This is a genomic window from Streptomyces sp. NPDC048612 (genome assembly GCF_043199295.1).
Classification (GTDB): Bacteria; Actinomycetota; Actinomycetes; order Streptomycetales; family Streptomycetaceae; genus Streptomyces.
Window position 1 is genome coordinate 412,652 of the sequence record NZ_JBICVV010000001.1, and the last position, 16,346, is coordinate 428,997.

Annotated in this window: 17 protein-coding genes and 2 pseudogenes; 8 read left to right on the top strand and 11 right to left on the bottom strand. The window is 70.4% G+C overall.

Annotation, left to right across the window (positions count from 1 at the left end; all coding sequences use genetic code 11):
- Positions 1-263: 263 nt before the first annotated feature.
- Both ACGFN2_RS01640 and ACGFN2_RS01645 read left to right on the top strand, forming a co-directional pair.
- Positions 264-584: a hypothetical protein gene (locus ACGFN2_RS01640; protein WP_393356680.1), complete on the top strand. Its 321-nt coding sequence runs from the start codon at positions 264-266 to the stop codon at positions 582-584.
- Entirely contained in the window at positions 581-2,548 is a 1,968-nt protein-coding gene (locus ACGFN2_RS01645) for an esterase-like activity of phytase family protein (protein WP_393356682.1), read from the top strand. The genes ACGFN2_RS01640 and ACGFN2_RS01645 overlap by 4 nt, the downstream gene beginning before the upstream one ends.
- Positions 2,549-2,819: 271 nt before the next feature.
- Here the strand turns inward: ACGFN2_RS01645 and ACGFN2_RS01650 are convergent, their stop codons facing one another.
- Positions 2,820-3,395: a helix-turn-helix domain-containing protein gene (locus ACGFN2_RS01650; protein ID WP_362608325.1), complete on the bottom strand. Its 576-nt coding sequence runs from the start codon at positions 3,393-3,395 to the stop codon at positions 2,820-2,822.
- A 71-nt stretch (positions 3,396-3,466) separates the two neighbouring features.
- Between ACGFN2_RS01650 and ACGFN2_RS01655 the strand changes: the two genes are divergently transcribed.
- On the top strand, positions 3,467-4,360 hold the full coding sequence (locus ACGFN2_RS01655; protein ID WP_393356685.1) for an NADP-dependent oxidoreductase: 894 nt from the start codon (positions 3,467-3,469) through the stop codon (positions 4,358-4,360).
- Positions 4,361-4,541: 181 nt separating this feature from the next.
- Here ACGFN2_RS01655 and ACGFN2_RS01660 read toward each other — a convergent pair whose 3' ends face one another.
- The 6 genes and pseudogenes from ACGFN2_RS01660 to ACGFN2_RS01685 all read right to left on the bottom strand — a co-directional run bounded on the left by ACGFN2_RS01660 (position 4,542) and on the right by ACGFN2_RS01685 (position 9,753).
- Complete coding sequence (locus tag ACGFN2_RS01660; protein ID WP_393356687.1) at positions 4,542-5,972, bottom strand: cellulase family glycosylhydrolase; 1,431 nt, start codon at positions 5,970-5,972, stop codon at positions 4,542-4,544.
- Positions 5,973-6,190: 218 nt separating this feature from the next.
- Entirely contained in the window at positions 6,191-6,496 is a 306-nt protein-coding gene (locus ACGFN2_RS01665) for a hypothetical protein (RefSeq protein WP_393356689.1), read from the bottom strand.
- A gap of 33 nt (positions 6,497-6,529) precedes the next feature.
- Positions 6,530-6,739: pseudogene (locus tag ACGFN2_RS01670) on the bottom strand (RICIN domain-containing protein); the annotation flags it as partial.
- A gap of 42 nt (positions 6,740-6,781) precedes the next feature.
- The gene (locus ACGFN2_RS01675) at positions 6,782-7,918 is read right to left on the bottom strand and encodes an FAD-binding oxidoreductase (RefSeq protein ID WP_393356691.1); all 1,137 of its coding nucleotides are present in this window, start codon (positions 7,916-7,918) and stop codon (positions 6,782-6,784) included.
- 25 nt (positions 7,919-7,943) lie between these two features.
- The gene (locus ACGFN2_RS01680; protein ID WP_393356693.1) at positions 7,944-9,425 is read right to left on the bottom strand and encodes a phytoene desaturase family protein; all 1,482 of its coding nucleotides are present in this window, start codon (positions 9,423-9,425) and stop codon (positions 7,944-7,946) included.
- The gene (locus tag ACGFN2_RS01685; protein WP_393356695.1) at positions 9,418-9,753 is read right to left on the bottom strand and encodes a hypothetical protein; all 336 of its coding nucleotides are present in this window, start codon (positions 9,751-9,753) and stop codon (positions 9,418-9,420) included. Before ACGFN2_RS01685 ends, ACGFN2_RS01680 begins: the two co-directional genes overlap by 8 nt.
- A gap of 109 nt (positions 9,754-9,862) precedes the next feature.
- Here ACGFN2_RS01685 and ACGFN2_RS01690 point away from each other — a divergent pair, with 109 nt between their 5' ends.
- Positions 9,863-10,432 (top strand): PadR family transcriptional regulator, encoded by a 570-nt coding sequence (locus ACGFN2_RS01690; RefSeq protein ID WP_362608313.1) that lies wholly within the window; start codon positions 9,863-9,865, stop codon positions 10,430-10,432.
- 43 nt (positions 10,433-10,475) lie between these two features.
- Here the strand turns inward: ACGFN2_RS01690 and ACGFN2_RS01695 are convergent, their stop codons facing one another.
- Positions 10,476-11,450 carry a hypothetical protein gene (locus ACGFN2_RS01695; RefSeq protein ID WP_393356697.1) on the bottom strand — a complete coding sequence of 325 codons (975 nt, stop codon included), beginning with the start codon at positions 11,448-11,450 and terminating at the stop codon, positions 10,476-10,478.
- Positions 11,451-11,609: 159 nt separating this feature from the next.
- Here ACGFN2_RS01695 and ACGFN2_RS01700 point away from each other — a divergent pair, with 159 nt between their 5' ends.
- Positions 11,610-12,137: a hypothetical protein gene (locus tag ACGFN2_RS01700; RefSeq protein ID WP_393356699.1), complete on the top strand. Its 528-nt coding sequence runs from the start codon at positions 11,610-11,612 to the stop codon at positions 12,135-12,137.
- Between the two features lie 134 nt (positions 12,138-12,271).
- On the opposite strand, the gene ACGFN2_RS01705 is transcribed toward ACGFN2_RS01700, so the two are convergent.
- A complete protein-coding gene (locus ACGFN2_RS01705; protein WP_393356701.1) occupies positions 12,272-12,664 on the bottom strand; it encodes a pyridoxamine 5'-phosphate oxidase family protein in 393 nt (130 codons plus the stop codon).
- 81 nt (positions 12,665-12,745) lie between these two features.
- Between ACGFN2_RS01705 and ACGFN2_RS01710 the strand changes: the two are divergent.
- A pseudogene (locus ACGFN2_RS01710) lies at positions 12,746-13,153 on the top strand (cupin domain-containing protein); the annotation flags it as partial.
- A 280-nt stretch (positions 13,154-13,433) separates the two neighbouring features.
- Here the strand turns inward: ACGFN2_RS01710 and sigJ are convergent.
- Positions 13,434-14,351: an RNA polymerase sigma factor SigJ gene (gene sigJ, locus ACGFN2_RS01715; RefSeq protein WP_362608305.1), complete on the bottom strand. Its 918-nt coding sequence runs from the start codon at positions 14,349-14,351 to the stop codon at positions 13,434-13,436.
- A 101-nt stretch (positions 14,352-14,452) separates the two neighbouring features.
- On the opposite strand from sigJ, the gene ACGFN2_RS01720 reads away from it, so the two are divergent.
- A complete protein-coding gene (locus ACGFN2_RS01720) occupies positions 14,453-14,827 on the top strand; it encodes a hypothetical protein (protein WP_393356703.1) in 375 nt (124 codons plus the stop codon).
- A 144-nt stretch (positions 14,828-14,971) separates the two neighbouring features.
- A complete protein-coding gene (locus tag ACGFN2_RS01725; RefSeq protein WP_393356705.1) occupies positions 14,972-15,520 on the top strand; it encodes an HAD domain-containing protein in 549 nt (182 codons plus the stop codon).
- An 84-nt stretch (positions 15,521-15,604) separates the two neighbouring features.
- On the opposite strand, the gene ACGFN2_RS01730 is transcribed toward ACGFN2_RS01725, so the two are convergent.
- Positions 15,605-16,312 (bottom strand): SDR family NAD(P)-dependent oxidoreductase, encoded by a 708-nt coding sequence (locus ACGFN2_RS01730; RefSeq protein ID WP_393356707.1) that lies wholly within the window; start codon positions 16,310-16,312, stop codon positions 15,605-15,607.
- Positions 16,313-16,346 lie beyond the last annotated feature (34 nt).

Genomic DNA, 16,346 nt, shown 5'->3' on the forward strand with positions numbered 1-16,346 from the left:
AGTGGCGCCGTGCGACGCAGACTTCGGGAAGGGAGGGATCGGGGGGCCAGGGGCTTGGCGCGCTGATCGCCCAGCGGGCCCCGACAGCGGCCGTCGTCAAACCGGCCCGCTCTTGGTCCACCACAGCCGGACATGCTCGTAGCCGTTCGGTCCAGGGGGCCGGAAGGTGTCCGGACGAGGAACATTCGGTGAAGGCAGGAAAGTTCTGTCAGTGACAGGGGGCACACTGAGAGCGAGCTGATGTGTGAGCCCGGGGGGGTGCGATGGACATCAGGTTCGAGCTGATCGGTCCGGACAGCCGGAAGGAGCTGCGGTCGCTCTACACCTGGCTGTGCGACGACCTGGAGGCCGTGCTCGCGCTGGTGTCCACGCTCGCGACACTGGCGCAGCTGCCGTTCTCCTACGCTGCTTGGCGGGACGGGCGCAGGCCTCGGTCCCAGGTCGTCATCCAGGTCATGGGCGCCATGCCCGGGGAGCTGGAAGCGGTCCGGGAGGCCTTCCCGGACGTCTCGGTGCGGCCGATCGCCGGGGACGGTCAAGGGCCGGAGCCGGAGCCGGACCCGGAGCAGGAGGCGGGCAGTTGACCGGCGACGCGACGACGGAGGGCACGGGCACGGAGGACGCGCTCGGGATCGACGCCGCGCGCTCGGCCTGTGTCCTCATCGGCGTCGACCATTACTCCGAACTCGAACCGCTGCGCAGCGTCCGCCACAACCTCACCGAACTGGCCGCCGCGTTGACCGACGAAGCGATCCTGGGTATCCCCGCGGAGCGGATCACCATGGTCCGGAACCCGGAGTCCGCAGCCGCTCTTGTCGGACCGATCCGCGCGGCTGCCCGGGTGGCCGCCGACACCCTGATCGTCTACTACGCGGGGCACGGCCTGCTGGACCGCGCGGAGGAGGAGCTTTACCTCACCCTCCCCGACTCCGTGGAGGACCAGCCCGAGACGGCAGTCAGCGATTCCTACATCCGCCGTGCCATGCGCGATCACGGCTCCGCCGAGCGCCGGGTCCTCCTGTTGGACTGCTGCTACAGCGGCCGGGTCCTCAAGGGCGGCATGTCCGTCGCGGACCGTGGCGTGCGGGCATCGGGGAAGACGCTGAAGGGCGTGCGCGGCGCCTATGTGATGACGTCCACGTCAGCGGACCGCAAGTCCCATGCTCCTGACCCCCGCCGGTGTACGGCGTTCACCGGTGAATTCGTGGGCGTACTGCGCGAGGGCGTGCCCGACGGGCCCGAGCTGCTGGGGCTGCACGCGATCTTTGAGGCGGTCCGGGACCGGATGGCCCAGCGCCGGTTGCCGCAGCCGCAGGAGCCCCAGGACCGGGACGAGGGCGGGGTCGGCCTCCTGCCGTTCATCCGCAATCTGGCGATGGTGCTGCCCCCGACAGTCATGGACCCGCCTGTTGCGCCGCGCGTGCGCATTCCGCGGCGCGTGCTGGCGACAGGCGCCCTGGCGCTCGGCCTGGTGGCAGGGCTCGCCGCACCGCCCGTGTGGCAGTGGGCGCGGGAACTCCATCCCCGCCCGCCGGGCGGCGCCTGCTCGCCGCGGGCCACCCTGCTGAGCTACTCCGACGCGCTCGACAAGCAGCAGGCGTCGGGCGAGACCATCGGCGGCCTGTCCGCGCTCGCGCTCACCGGGCCCGGCCGGGCCCTGGCTCTGACGGACAATCAGACGGGGCGGGTTTTCCCGCTGCGTCTCGGCTCACCGGAGAAGCTCCGCCCGGAGGCCCTGACCGCCAAGACACTGCGCACCCAGAGCGGCACCAAACCCTCCAAGTGGTTCGACGGCGAGGGCCTGGTCGTCGAGCGCGGCGGGAAGACGATCCTGGTCGCCTCGGAGTCCGGGCCCGCCATCCGCCGCTTCAAGATGGCCACGGGCACACAGGTGGGCCCCGACCTGCCCATTCCGCCCGAGTTCCGGGCCGGCCCGCAGGGCCAGGGACAGGCCGGGCGAATGATCGAGTCGCTGACCGTCTCCCCGGACGGGAGGTATCTCTACGCCGCGATGGAGGGCGCGTTGGCCGAGGACGGTGACTCCCGGGGCCGCAACATGCTCCGCATCCAGCGCTACGTCGGGACCCCGGGCGGCGCCTACCGCCTCGACCAGCAGTACGCGTACCAGGCCAAGGAGGGTATGTACCTCGCTGAACTGGCCGCGTTCGCCGACGACCGGCTGCTCGCCCTGGAACGGCAGTACGTGGACGGCGTCGGCAACGCGATCCGGGTTTACGACGTCCCCCTCAAAGGTGCCCAGCCCGTGGACGCGCGCAAGACGCTCTACGACCAGCCGGCCGATGTGTTCGTCGAACACAGCCTGCTCTTCGACCTCGGGCAGTGCCCTGCCGGTGACCCCGGTGTCGTCCCCACCCACGCGGGACGGATCGTCAGTCCGCTGTTGGAGAACGTCGAGGGAATGGCCCTCGGCGCGCCGTGGACCGCTGGCCCGCACGACGGTCGACGTCCGCTGTACCTCGTGTCGGACGACAACACCAACAGTGAACAGACGACCCGTCTCTACGCGTTGAGCGTGCAGCTCCCCTGAAATGCGCCCAGGCAACCTGGTGCGGGCCGGTCCGATGGGTGCGGTGCGACTGGGTGCGCCCGCTGCAATGGGAGGGGCTGTCGGAGTGCCTGCCATGGTTCGGCCTGGCATGACCGTGCAGCGGCATGGAGATCATCCCGGGTGGTCTGTGGGACGCCGAGTCCGGCCTCCGCCGCCTCGCCGACCGTGTCGACGCCCTCCACGCCTGAGCCGCGCCGCACCTTTCCGGCCGGACCGAGTCCTGGAGGGCGATGCGCGCCGCGCCCCCGGCTCAGGGCGCGGTGGCTTCCCAGGCCGCCTCGATCATTCTGAAGACCTCGTCGACCGTGGCCCCGGGATCGTCCGCCCGGCAGGCCAGGGCGTAGGCGTCGATGGTGAACCGCGCGGTCGCCCGGCAGGCCGTCGCGCTCCGGGACAGGTGGGGATCGGCGGCCAGCGCCGCTGCCAGCGCCTGCGCGTGACGCAGGCTCATCGACTCCTCGTATTCCCGCAGGGCGGGCGATCCCTCGATCATGCGTCGGACGGGGGCACTGCCCTCCGCCGTGCAGTGCCGGACCAGGGCCTGGACCTCGCGGTGCAGCGCCGGAATGAGCGGCTCGTGCGGAGACCGGTCGGTCACCGCCCGCGTGAGGCGCTGCTCGAAGTCCTGGTCGCGCTCGAACACCAGGGCTTCCTTCGCGGCGAAGTGGGCGAAGACGGTGGTGACGGCCACGTCGGCCTCGGCCGCCACGTCACGGATGCCCACTGCGTCGTATCCGCGCTCCAGGAAGAGGCGCAGCGCGGTGTCAGCGATCTTCTGACGGGTCGCGGCCTTCTTGCGTTCGCGGCGTCCGGACGGCTCGATCATGGCCCTGACGCTACCAGGTATGAATCCCTAACCGTTGTGAAATCCTAACGGTTAGGTCTATCTTGAGCCGCATGAGGAAAATTCGTTTCGCCGAGTTCGGCGGTCCCGAGGTCCTGCAACTGGTGGAAGCCGAGGAGCCCCACGCGAGCCCCGGTCGGATACGGATCGCCGTACGGGCGGCGGGAGTCAACCCCGTCGACTGGAGGATTCGGGAGGGCCAGGTCCTGGGAGCCCATCCGGTCGAGCTGCCCGCCGGGGTCGGACTGGACGCCGCCGGGGTGGTGGACGAGGTCGGCGAGGGCGTCGAGGGGGTCGAGGTCGGCGACCGCGTGTTCGGTGAAGGCACCGACACCTACGCCGAGTTCGCTGTGCTGTCGGCCTGGGCCCGGATGCCCGAGCGGCTGACCTTCGAGGAAGCGGCCGGGTACCCGTCGGTGGTGGAGACCGCGCTGCGCATCATTCGCGAGGTCGGCGTGCGGCCCGGGCAGACGCTGCTGGTCAGCGGCGCGTCCGGCGGCGTCGGGTCGGCGGTGCTGCAGATCGCCCGCGAGCGCGGCATCACGGTGATCGGCACGGCCGGGGCTGCGAATCAGGACTATCTGCGCGGCCTGGGCGCCCTCGCCACGACCTACGACGCGGGCTGGGGTGAACGGGTGCGCCAGCTGGGCCGGGTTGACGCGGCCCTCGACCTGGCCGGCTCGGGCGTGATCCGCGAACTCGTCGAGCTGACCGGGGACCCGCGCAAGGTCGTCTCCATCGCCGACCTCGGAGCTCCGCAGCTGGGCGTCCGGTTCTCCGGCGTGCCCGGGAGCGTGCCGGACGCGCTCGCCGAGGCCGTCGACCTCATCTCGCGGGGCAGACTCCACATCCCGGTCGAGAAGTCGTACGCGCTCACCGAGGCAGCGGAGGCGCACACCGACAGCCGCGCCGGCCACACCCGGGGGCGCCGGGTCCTGATCGTCTGAGCCGCGGTCCGTCCGGCGTACCGCGTCGAACGGGCGGTCAAGGTGCTTCCCGGCCCCCGCCGCCGCGTCCCGAGCCCCACGCCAACAGGTCGCGACAGCCCACTGCGGGGGCGGGGAAGCTCCCGGTGACGCGGGGGCGGGGGCGCTGCGGGGCGGCAGCGCCCGAGCGAGCCAGGGCGGGCTACCTCGGGCTGATCGTCACCCGGTAGGTGGCGCCGGCCCTGCCGTGGGTGTTCACGGTGACGGTCTGGCCGTGGGCGTCCCAACTTGCCTTGTTGCCTTGGATGTCGACGCGGTAGCCGCCTGGGTAGGTGTCCCTGGGCACGGTGATCCGGGTGGGTCCCGCTGCGTTGTCGCGGGTGCGGAAGGTGAGCGTGTAGGTGCGGGTGGCCGGGTCGTAGGCGTACGTGAGCGGGTTGCCGGCGACGGCCCGCGCGTACGGCTGGACGAGCAGCTGGGCGTTGGGCTTCGCGACGCCCGTCTGGTCGAGGAAGCAGTAGCCGCCGCCCCGGCACCACTGCCACCACGTCCAGCCACTGGAGAAGCGGTCCAGGGAGGCCGTCATGTCGGTGACGAACTGGCTTGCGTGCGGCACGTAGGGGTTGCCGCCCCACTCGCCCACGATCACCGGCATGCGGTGACGGGTCGGGTAGTCGCTGATCGCGGCCTCGTAGGCGGGGATGAAGGTGCCGTTGGGGTCGTAGTCGGCGCCGGTTTCCATCGCGGTCTCGTAGAAGTGCGGTGCGTAGCCGGCGTGCGGGTCGTGGATGGGGCCCATCCGGGTGGGGACGCCGACACCGACGATGACGGTGGGTTCGACGAACACCCACGACCTGCGGTCGACCAGGCGGATCGCCCGGGCAAGGCGGTTCCACAGCTCGGTGAGTTCGGTGGCCTCGAAGCGGGCTGCGGCGGTGGGGAGGTCTTCGCCTGCGAGGAACTTCGCGAACGGCTCGTTCATCAGGTCGTAGCCGAGCAGCGCCGGGTGCTTGCCCAGGGCGGAGGCGACCGTCATCCACATGCGAGCGTGCGCGGCGCGGAAGTCGGCGTCCTTGTACAGGTGGTCGAAGGCGGTCTGTACGGATGGCTCGAAGTACTGGGAGAACCAGTCGTCGGGTATCGGCCAGAACGGTAACCCCTCGTCGCGGGTGGCCCAGTCGGGAATGCCGCGGGAGCCGAAGTGGGGGCCGTACACGTCCTGGTGGGCGTCGAGGACGACCTTGATGCGGTAGCGGTCGGCCCAGTCGAGGATGCGGCGCATCTTGGTGAGGTAGCCGCGGTCGTAGTGCCCGGGGGTGGGTTCGAGGTCGTCCCAGAAGAACGCGAGGCGCGCGAGGTTGAAGCCCCGGGCGGCCATGTCCTTGAGGTCGTTCTCATGGATGTCGGCGAACGCGTGGGTGCCTCGGCTGTGCTTGTCGGCGAGGTTGAAGCCGCGCCACTGGAGCGCGCGGCCTTGGCCGTCGGCGATGAAGGTCCGGTCACCGACCGTGACCCGGTCGGGGGAGCGGTCGGGGGAGCGGTCGGGGCTGGCCTGGGCCTGTGCGGGGAGGACGCCGAGCAGGAGTGCGGCGACGGCGAGGGCGGCGGGCGCGACGCGGGAGGTCAAGCGCATGCAGGAGCCCCTTTCGAGGAGGGCTGCTTGGGCGGCGTGCGACTGGGCGGCCGGATGCTACTGGCGGGTGGGTCAAGTTCCCAGAAGTTGGCGGGAGTTGGCCGGAGATGGCGGGGCTTCCTCCTTCAAGGGCTTCCCCTTTGCACGCCGCACCCTCGCGTACGCCGTGACCGCCCCCGGCCCAGTCGAGACCCTGGCCGGGGGCGGTCACTTGAGCATCATCGGCGGGCAGAGCCCGAGGCGTCTACCGAGGTGGTGACCTTCGACACGATGAATTCCTCGATGCCGACCTCGGCACTCACCGTCACGGAGCCGCCCACGGTATTCGTCCACCCCGTGGTGTCGGAAAAGGCAACGGTCGGTTTCTCGTCGGCGGCTCCATCGGTGTTGTTGCACAGGGCGGACACGCACTTTTCCGGCCCGACGGTCGCGACGGAGGAACTGTCCTCCTTGTACGTGCACTTGAGGTCGCTTTCACCGGCCGCGCACCGCTTCAGGGAGTACAGGGTGAGGAGGTTCCGCATGGATTCGTCGATGTGACCGGGAACCCAGTTCTGGTTCGCTGCGCCGTTGCGGCAGGAGTAAGTCCCGACCTCCGATCCGTCTCCGTTGCTTTCCCCTGTGACGTCCAGACAGTCATAGCTGGAGGCGTTCCGGATCGCGAAGGTGAGCGGGCCGGTAGGCTCCAGGAACCAGCGCTGTTCTCCGGACCCCGGGTCGCAGTCGGACGGGGCAAGGCGATGATTGTCGCCTTCGGTGAAGCCGATGCACTATCACAGTCGTACTTTTCCTTCTTAGGCGTACTGGCGTCAGAGGTCGAGGTCGACGTCCGTGACCGGGTAGGCGACGCAGGAGTGGGTGTAGCCGAAATGCTCGTCGGACATGCGTAGTTGGGCTTCCTCGGCGGTGTGAACCGTGCCCTTGAGGACGCGGACGCGGCACAGGCCGCACTCGCCGGAGCGGCAGGCCGCTTCCGGGCGGACGCCCTGGTCCTCCAGCGCGTCCAGCAGGGGTCGCCCGCGGCGGGTGCGGAACGACGTGCCGCCGGCGGTGACGGTGACCTCGGAGCCGGGGTCTGCGTCGGCCGGCCAGTGGGCCTGGCGGGTGGGGTCGGCGGGAGCGCCGTTGGCCTCGAAGCGAATCCGGCGGCGGGGGTGGCCGAGCCCTTCCAACTGCCGCAGTGCGTACGGGTACAGGGCCTGAGGGCCGCAGACGTAGACCATGCGGCCGTCGAGCGGACCGGCGAGGGTCTTGATCAACGCGGCGGTGAGCAGGCCGGTGGGTCCGGCCCATCCGTTTCCGGGCTCGGCCATGACGTGGTGGACGCGGATGTTCGGGTAGTTGGCGGCGACGGCGTCGAGTTCCTCGTGGAAGATCACGTCGTCCGGTGTGCGAGAGCCGTAGATCAGGTGGAAGCGGCGGTCCAGCCCGTGGTCGACGATGTCGCGGATCATGCTCATGGCCGGTGCGACGCCGGAGCCGCCGGCGAGGAACACGAGGTCGTCGCCGTGGAAGAGCGGGTTGTGGTGGAAGGTGCCCATCGGCCCGGTCGTGGTGAGCGTGTCGCCCACGGAGAGGGTGTCGATGAGGTGGTTGCTGATCCGCCCGCCGGGTACGCGGCGCACCGTCAGGTCCCAGTGGCTGGGGTCCGCCGGGCTGGAGGACAGGGCGTAGGGGCGGTTGGTGTTGCCGGCGAACACGCCCACGTACTGCCCGGCCAGGAACGGCGGCAGGTCCGCGCCGTCGGGACGGCGCAGCCGGAAGGTGGCCGAGCTGACGGTCTCGGTGATGACTTCGGAGACGGTGAGCGCAAGCCGTCGGGGATGGTACGACGCGACGGTGCGCGAGGTCTCGGCAGCGTGTTCGGCGGTGTCCGCGGGGCGGCTGTCGATGTCGGCCTGGACGTCGGTGTAGCCCTCGAAGAGCGGGGCGAGGCGGTGGGGCACGGGGACTCCCTGTCGGATCGTGCGGTCAGGCGGCCTGGTGGCGCAGCAGGCCGCGGGCGACCCGGTGACCGGATTGCAGCGACGTCTGGAAGCCGCCCATTCCGGCCCACGAACCGGCGAGGTGCAGGCCGGGGACATGGGTCTTGCGTTCGCTGTTGCGGAAGAGCCAGTTCTCGGTGCGGTCCTGGTCGTAGCCGTATATCGCGCCGCCGGGATGCCCGAGGTAGCGGGACAGGGTCATCGGGGTGGCGACGTCGACCTCCTCGATGGCGTCGCGGATGCCGGGGGTGACCACCTCTACGCGGTCCAGCAGCGTCTCGGCGTAGGCGAATTTGGTACGGGCGTACTCGCCGGGCGGGACCTTCTCCCAGGCGTCCGCGTACTGGAGCGTCATCAGGCTGATGTGGGTGGCGCCTGAGGGGGCGAAGCCGATCGGGGCGATGTCGTAGGAGGAGACGCAGATCCCGCGGGCCGGCTCCAGGGTGTGCCAGGAGGCTTGCATGCGGTCGTCGTCCAGGTCGGCGTTGACGAAGGTGGTGCTGGTGGTGAAGCCGAGCTCGGCGGGCGTGGCGTCCAGACCCATGTGCAGGATGAAGCCCGAAACGCCGATGCGGCGGGTGGCGAGATCGTCCCGTACGGCCGTGGGAACGGCGTCGCCGAGCATGGCGTACGTCACCGGTATCGAGGCGTTGGAGATGACGTCCCGGGCGGAGATCTCCTGGCCGTCGTCGAGGCGCACACCGACGGCGCGTCCCCGCTCGGTCAGGATCGCCTCGACGGCCGTGTTGAAGCGGACCTCGCCGCCCGCCCTGAGGAACGAGTCGAGAAACGCGCTGGACATGGCCTGCGAGCCGCCCCTGATGTGCCAGGGCTTGAACTCGAAGTAGGCGAACAGCATCAGCGCCAGGTCTTGGAACGCCACTCGGGAGGGTGGCTGTCCGAGGTAGGGCCAGTAGGCGGTGAGCGCCGACTTGAGCCGGGGGTCGTCGAAGTGGTCGTCCAGCACCTCGCTGTACGGCCGCAGCCCCTGGCGGAAATAGCCGGGATCGATCTGCTCGGCCGGCAGGCCGCGCATGGCGGCGATCTGCCAGAACGTGGTGTCCTTCAGGAGCTGGAAAAACCGCTCGACGCGCTCGCGGTTGCCCGGGAAGGCATCGCTCAGCACGTCCACGGCGGCCGTCCAGTCCGCGGGCAACGTCACGTCGAACTCGCCGGGCACCACGGCCCGGTAGAGGTCGCGCTCCTGGACGAAGTCGAGGCGGTCGATGACGCCCAGGTCCTCGAACAGGCCCCGCAGGGAGAACTCCTGGCCCTCCACGCCGACCCCCGAGAGCTGGTGCAGGGCCACCTCCATCTCGTAGCGGCCGCGCCGGAAGGATGTGGCGCAGCCGCCGGGGATGTTGTGGCGCTCCACCAGCAGCGTGCGCAGTCCCGCGTGCTGGAGGGTGGTGGCGGCGGTCAGACCGGCGTTGCCGGCCCCGATGACCACGGCGTCGAAGTCACTCATGGCCGGCCTCCTCTCGCGCGATCGAGCCGGACGTCGCGCCCCTCGCCCCGGCCCGTGCCTTCGCGGCCGAGAGCGGGCGCAGCATCTCCATGACGTCGTCGATCTCGCTGTTCTCGCTGCTTTCGCCGTTCTCGTCGAAGTGGGGGCATGTCGCAGCCCGTGAGCTGCTTGCCGTCCACGGTCGCGGTGGTGACCGCCTTGCCCGGGTACGGCTTGAGGGCGACAGGTCGGCAGGGCTGGTGAAAGCGACGTTCTCGGTCGGCGGACCGGCGACAGCGTCCACGTCGCCCGCCTCTACGGCCTTGCGGAAGGGGTGCACAAAGATCACCTCGCATACACAACAAGTTGAATAGGTGCATCGTAGACTAGGTTCGCTGATGCGCCCCGTCCAGACCTAGTCACTTTTTTTACTAATCAACCGGTGCTAGGTTGGCGGCATGGCTCTACGTAACGCGGTGATGGCCGCCCTCCTGGAGGGCGAGGCATCCGGATACGACCTCGCGAAGGGCTTCGACGCCTCGGTCGCCAACTTCTGGATGGCCACCCCCCAGCAGCTCTACCGGGAACTGGAGCGCATGGAGGCCGACGGGCTCATCACGGCCCGCGTCGTGGAACAGGAGCGCCGCCCCAACAAGCGGCTGTTCTCCCTGACCGAGGCCGGACTCCACGCGGTGCGGTCCTACACCGCCGAACCCCCCAAGCCGACGGCCATCAGGGACGAGCTGCTGGTCAAGGTCCAGTGCGTCGACGCAGGCGACATCGGGGCCGTACGATCCATGATCGCCGAACGCACGGAGCGGTCCACCGCCAAGCTGGCCGGCTATGAGCGTCTGCAGAAACGCCTGCTGGACGGCCGTACCGAGGAGGAGTTCTTCGCGACCGCCGAGCGCATCGGCCCCTACCTCACCCTGCTGCGGGGAATGTCCTTGGAACAGGACAACCTCCGCTGGGGCGCGCTCGCCCTGACACGGCTGGAACAGCGCGCTTCGACCTCCACCGAGGGATGAGTCGGGCCTGCCGCGTCGGCGATCCCAGGCTGTGAGCGGCGCCTCACGATCGGTCGACCACGCGCACCCTCGGCGAGAGCAGGCGGCGCGGCTCGGTGCGGAGGGTGTCGCGGGCGCGGTTCCTGATGGTGATCAGTTCGTCGTCCCAGCCGGCCTCGCGCAGTTCGGCGTCCGTCATGCTCAGGCCGTCGGGGTGCTGTCCGATGGCGGCGAGGTGTCCGAGGTGGCCCCAAGCCAGCCGTTCGACCTTCCAGCCCGGCCAGGTTGCGCCCACCCGCGCGACGAGCCCCGGTGAGACGGTGTCGGTGGTCCAGTAGCGCAGGCGACGGGCGCGCAGGTCGATGACCGCGCCGTCGGTCACGGCGTCCTCGGCGGCCAGGGGGAAGGGCGCACTGGCGGCCAGAGTGCTGGGAAGGGATTCCCCGTGGTGTGCCAGCAGCGGGACGATCGTGTTGGAGAGTTGCCAGTGTGTGAGGGTCGCGTCGGCGGTGATGACGCTGACGAGGCAGGTCGCGTGGGCGAAGGTGTCGGCGATCAGTTCGTCGTGGCGGACCGTGATCTGGCGGGTGTCTGAGGCCCAGTCGACGAACCAGTAGTCGCGTGAGGCCAGGTTCACCTCTACGGCCTCGGTCTTTGCTGGTTCGGGCGGGAGGCCGGGAAAGAGCAGGCGGCGCAGTTCCTCGTCGCCACCCCAGGCGTAGGCGACGCCCCAACCCTCCCAGCCCGGCGTCGCCGCCTGGTGCAGGGACATGCTTTCGCGGTGACTGACGCCCGCGCGCGGCATGTCCAACGCGCAGCTGTAGAACCGGTACCGGCGCGTGGCCAGGTCCAGGGCGATGCCCCGACAGGAACGCGCCGTGTTCGGGGCTCCGTCGACGGGCCTGCCATCGGTCAGGACCCTCTTCACGAGGCCGGCCGGGCCGTCGGTCCCCGTGAGGTGCCACCGGCCGTACTTCTCGTCCAACTCCCAGGAGGAGCCATCCTCCAGGCGGACGGTATAGGCGGTCCAACATCCCATGCGTGCACAGTACTCATCGCGGGTCGGCCGCCTTCCTGGACGCCGCACAACAGGTGACCACCGAGTCGGGCCTGTCGGGTATCCGACAGGCCCTGTCCTCACTGCGGAAGCCCAGCGAAACGGGCTTACGGGGCCGCCTGGGTGGATAGCGTCGTCGGCATGAGCACACACCGATCCTCCGCGGCCGAGCCGTGGCCGGGCTGGACGACGAACCGGGCCGCCCAGGCCGCGTACGGCGAGCGCTTGGTCCGCATCGCCAAACTGATCCCGACCCTCCTGTACATGTACGTCATGGACCGCCAGGCCTTGTCCGCCGCGCACGACGCAGGCCGGCAGGACCTGGTCGACTCCCACGTGAACAGCGTGGCGCTGGAGTGCCGCGACGATCTGCTGGAGACGGCCGCGGTCCTGGACGCACTCGCGTTGTGCCACGGTCCGGGCAGCTACCTCCCGCGGCCCTATCAGGAGGTGGCCGGACAACCGCCGGCCCAGGGCGTGGAGCTGCGCACCGACGCGTCCGATGTGGCCGACCGTGCCGTGCGCCACGACCGGCGCCACGGCACCAGCAAGACCGGTGACCTCCCGCCCGCCCTTGAGGACGGCTGCACCGACGCCCAGCGGGACGCGGTCCGTGCCTACGTACGGCGCGAATGGCTGGCATCCCAGGGGGAGTTCGCCGGCGACTGAGCCGTGACGGGCTCGACCGACCCGTCGCGCGGATATCGCACAGGGAGTGCGACTGCCGGCCACTGGCTGCGGTGGTGACCGGCCGGTCGCCCCATACCGTTCGGCCACGCCGTGGGTGTCGGTAGTCGCGCAGGTCAGAACGTGTAGCGACGCACGGTCTCTGGGTGGATGACGAGACGAACCCAGTCTCCGGCCAGGACCCCGGCGAGAGCGTCGGCGCGGGCCGGGTCGTCGAGGTCCCAGTAGCGAGCGGCCAGGCGGGCAGCCAGGTCGTGTGCTCCGTCGGGTTCCACCGTGGTGCGGCCGGCGGCCGACAGCCAGCGCTCGGGTTCGCCCACTGGGGCGGCGACGACGAGCGAGGCGCGGGGGTCGCGGCGTAGACGCCGCACTTTGATCGACTCCGGGTCCGTGAACAGTTGGATCGTGCCCTGGGCCGTGGCCTCGAACCACACCGGCCGCAGCCGGGCGGCGATCCGCCGACCGGTCTTGCCCGTTGCGGCGAGTATGAGAGTGGTGCCGTGGCTCATGAAACCGATTGAACACGGCCGACTCGGACGATCCCATGGGTGAGCATCCGGTTCACCTGTGTATCCGTCTACCTTGGTGGGGTGGACGTGTTCAGTGACCTGATCCGCGGGGTGCGGGCCCACGGCTCGTTGTTCGGCAGCTCGACCCTGTCCCCGCCCTGGGCACTGCACTTCGTGGACGGTGCGCCACTGACCCTGTGCACCGTGCTCACCGGGGCCGGCTGGATCGTGCCGGAGCACCGTCCGCCCGAGCCGCTTCGCGCCCGCGAGACGATCATCGTGCGCGGCCCCGCGACGTTCACCTTCGTCGACGAGGTCGGCACCCGGGCCGAACCGCTCGCGTGCGGCGAGCACTGCGCGACACCCGAGCAGGGCGGGACCCGGCACCGGCGCGGCTGGCACGACGACGGCGGGGACGCCGGCGACGGCGGCGGTGCGACGACCCTGATCGTCGGCGCCTATCCGGTGCGCGGCGAGATCAGCCGCCGGCGGGTTCAGCGCGGCGTTCAAACGGGTCCGAGGCGTAAACCCGAGCGAGTTTCGGCGCACCGCGACCACTGCCTCCCCGGCGACCGAGCGGCCCGCTCCTGCCCGCACCACCCCGGCCGAATGAACGCCTGAACCAGGGAGGGGAGGCAAGCCAGGGCGCGATCGCCTCCGAGCCGGGCCACTCTGAGCCGGACCGCTCTGACCCGGACCGCTTCGAGCCGGATGCCGAGATCCCCTGCCCCGACCGTGATCGCCCATCGGCCGAGTGATGTGACGGCCCTCAGCCCTCTCCTGCCCACGGCCGCAGCTTCTCCGGGTTGCGGACCGCCCAGATCCGGTTGACCCGCCCGTCGGAGACGTCGAACGAGGCCACGGTCACGACGACGCCGGCACGCTGGGCCACCAGGCCCGGCACACCGTTGACCGACCGCTCCAGGAGTTCGAGCCCCGGAGCCTTATCGGCGATGGCGACCATGTACTGGGCGATGCGCGCGCCGCCCTCGACCGGGCGCAGGACGCTGCCGACCATCCCGCCGCCGTCGGCGGTCATCACGGCGGCCGGGTCGAGAAGCGCGACGAGGGCTGCGATGTCCTTGGTCTCCCATGCCTCCTTGACGTGCCTCACCACGTCGGCCTGGCCGGTCGCCGTCACCGGAGCGCGCCCGACACCCACCCGCCGCCGGGCGGCGGAGGCCAGTTGCTTGCAGGCCGCCGGGGTCCGGCCGAGGACGTCGGCGATCTCGGCGAACGGGTAGCGGAAGACGTCGTGCAGGACGAACGCCACCCGCTCGGCGGGCGTCATGGCCTCCAGGACGACGAGGAAAGCCATGGTCACCGACTCGTCCAGGACGATCTGGTCGGCGGGGTCCGCAGGGCCGGTGAGGCCGGCGCCGCCCGTGTGGTCCCCCTCGGTGCGGTCGGGCAGCGGCTCGGGAAGCCACGCACCGGCATAGCGCTCACGGCGGGCCCGTGCCGAGCCGAGCAGGTCCAGGCAGATGCGGCCGGTCACCGTCGTCAGCCAGGCGCCGGGCGACAGGATCTCCTCCTGCCGGCTTGGTGACAGCCCGTACCAGCGTGTGTAGGCATCCTGTACGGCGTCCTCGGCCTCGGTCACCGAACCGAGCAACCGGTAGGCGACATTGATCAGTTGGCGTCGCTCGCCGGCTATCTCATCCGTCCTGCCCCCGACACTCTCCATGCTTCCGGCCGCCCCTCGCCTTACCTTTCGCAGGCCCGCTTCGTCGGGTTGGTGAGACCTTACCGATCTGCTGCCCGAGGGCGGGAAAAGAGGACTGTGAAATGGCCACTCAGGTGACGGCGACGGAAAACGCACAGCGCAACTCCTCGTTCCTGCAGTTCGCGATCGCCCTGCAGACCCTCACCCTCTTCCTCCAGGCGGTCTCCGCCGGCCTGCTGCTGACCTCGTCCTACGGAGAGACGCTGCACAGCGTCGGAGCCCGGGTGACGTACGGGGCGTCGATGCTGTATGTGCTCGCGGCGCTGCTGGCGTGGAAACCGGGCGGCGGCTCGCCCCGGCCCGTCTGGCACGCGTCGGGTTTCCTCCTGCTCGCCTCGGCCCAGGTCGTGCTCGGCATCGCACACGTCCCCTCGGTCCATCTCCCCCTGGGCGTCTTGATGTTCGGCCTGAGTGTGCTGGCGCTGGCCCGGCGCTAGGCCGGTCCGCTGCGACCGGCGGCTCGCGCAGGCGTCGCCGCTTCCGCCCTCACCGCCGCCATCGGCGCCTGTCGTCGTCTTCCCGCTGGGCGGTCTCGCCGTCGGTCGGTACCGTGCGAGGCACAACGGGAAGGGGGTGGGCAGGTGCGCCCAGCGCTGTTGCTGGATGTGGACGGGCCGCTGAACCCGTATGCCGCGAAGCCGCACCGACGGCCCGAGGGTTACCGGACGCACCGATTTCTGACACCCCGCTGGGAGGCCGCCGAACGGCGTCGGCTGGCTGGGTGGGGGCTGCCGAACAAGCCGGTGAAACCGCTGCGGGTGTGGCTCAACCCGGCTCACGGCCCGGCGTTGGACGCGCTCCCCTTCGAGCTGGTGTGGGCGACCACATGGGAGGAAGAAGCCAACGCTTTCGTCGCACCCGTCCTGGGACTGCCCGAACTGCCCTTCATCGCCTGGCCTTCGCCGCGGGACGAGTCCAGGGACGGTGTGTTCTGGAAGACGCCGGAGATCGTCGCGTGGGCGAAAGGCCGGGCGTTCGCCTGGGTTGACGACGAGATCACCGAGGTGGATCGCGCCTGGGTGAACGAACATCACAGCGGCCCCGCTCTACTCCACCGGGTCGATCCCCGCTGCGGCCTCACCAGCAACGACTTCGCCGCACTCGCGGCATGGGCGACCGGTCCGCGCTGACCCACGGCCGGCCGGCAGCCACCTGCGACGTCGTTCCGCTTGGTTCTTGCGGGACAGCCTTTGACCTGCCGTCGGCGAAGCTGATCAGCCGTGCCCGCCGCCCCGCTCGGCGACGAGGGCGCGGAATGCCTCCACGTCGCCGATGACCTCTTCCCTGCGGTCCCGATGCTGGTACAGGTCGTAGTAGCGGGCGCCGATGACGTCGGGGTCCGTCACCGCATCGCCGGTGGTGATCCCGGAGGCGATCGTCACCGTCGCCACGTGGATGCCCTCGGGGCGGAGTTCGGCGTGCAGGGAGTGCGCCCAGTTGCGCAATCCCGCCATCGCGAGCCCCACGTTGGCCAGGAACGGCGCGGCGACGGTGGAGGACACACCGGTGGTCAGCAGCACGGTCCCCTCGCCACGGGCGCGCATCTGCGGCAGCACCTGCCCTACGGCCGTCACCGCCCCCAGTACGTGCAGCTCGAACTGCTCAGTGGCGGACTCGACTGTGGTCTGCGCGGCGCCGGTGATCGACCCGGTCGGGCTGGGGCTGTACTCCATGACATCCGCCGGTCCCAGCATCTCCTGTGCCCTGGTGATCGCGGAGGCCAGCGCGTCACGGTCACGGATGTCCGCCGGAAAGGCCGCGGCCTTCACGTCCAGCGCGGTCAGCTCACCGACCAGAGCGTCCAGGGTGTCCTTGCGCCGGGCGATCAGCCCCACTTGGCAGCCATGGCGACCAAAAGCCCTGGCCACGCCCATTCCGAGCCCCGGTCCCGCACCGACAACAAGGAGAGTCTTCGCCACCACAGCGTCCCTTCCGCCCCATAGCGGTAGCGCCGCG

What these genes read in the sequence shown, in the direction of transcription:
- ACGFN2_RS01640 (WP_393356680.1), top strand. Translation starts at nt 264, where the DNA reads ATGGACATCAGGTTCGAGCTGATCGGTCCGGACAGCCGGAAGGAGCTG.
- ACGFN2_RS01650 (WP_362608325.1), bottom strand. Translation starts at nt 3,395, where the DNA reads ATGATCGAGCCGTCCGGACGCCGCGAACGCAAGAAGGCCGCGACCCGT.
- ACGFN2_RS01655 (WP_393356685.1), top strand. Translation starts at nt 3,467, where the DNA reads ATGAGGAAAATTCGTTTCGCCGAGTTCGGCGGTCCCGAGGTCCTGCAA.
- ACGFN2_RS01660 (WP_393356687.1), bottom strand. Translation starts at nt 5,972, where the DNA reads ATGCGCTTGACCTCCCGCGTCGCGCCCGCCGCCCTCGCCGTCGCCGCA.
- ACGFN2_RS01665 (WP_393356689.1), bottom strand. Translation starts at nt 6,496, where the DNA reads ATGCGGAACCTCCTCACCCTGTACTCCCTGAAGCGGTGCGCGGCCGGT.
- ACGFN2_RS01680 (WP_393356693.1), bottom strand. Translation starts at nt 9,425, where the DNA reads ATGAGTGACTTCGACGCCGTGGTCATCGGGGCCGGCAACGCCGGTCTG.
- ACGFN2_RS01690 (WP_362608313.1), top strand. Translation starts at nt 9,863, where the DNA reads ATGGCTCTACGTAACGCGGTGATGGCCGCCCTCCTGGAGGGCGAGGCA.
- ACGFN2_RS01695 (WP_393356697.1), bottom strand. Translation starts at nt 11,450, where the DNA reads ATGGGATGTTGGACCGCCTATACCGTCCGCCTGGAGGATGGCTCCTCC.
- ACGFN2_RS01700 (WP_393356699.1), top strand. Translation starts at nt 11,610, where the DNA reads ATGAGCACACACCGATCCTCCGCGGCCGAGCCGTGGCCGGGCTGGACG.
- ACGFN2_RS01705 (WP_393356701.1), bottom strand. Translation starts at nt 12,664, where the DNA reads ATGAGCCACGGCACCACTCTCATACTCGCCGCAACGGGCAAGACCGGT.
- sigJ (WP_362608305.1), bottom strand. Translation starts at nt 14,351, where the DNA reads ATGGAGAGTGTCGGGGGCAGGACGGATGAGATAGCCGGCGAGCGACGC.
- ACGFN2_RS01720 (WP_393356703.1), top strand. Translation starts at nt 14,453, where the DNA reads ATGGCCACTCAGGTGACGGCGACGGAAAACGCACAGCGCAACTCCTCG.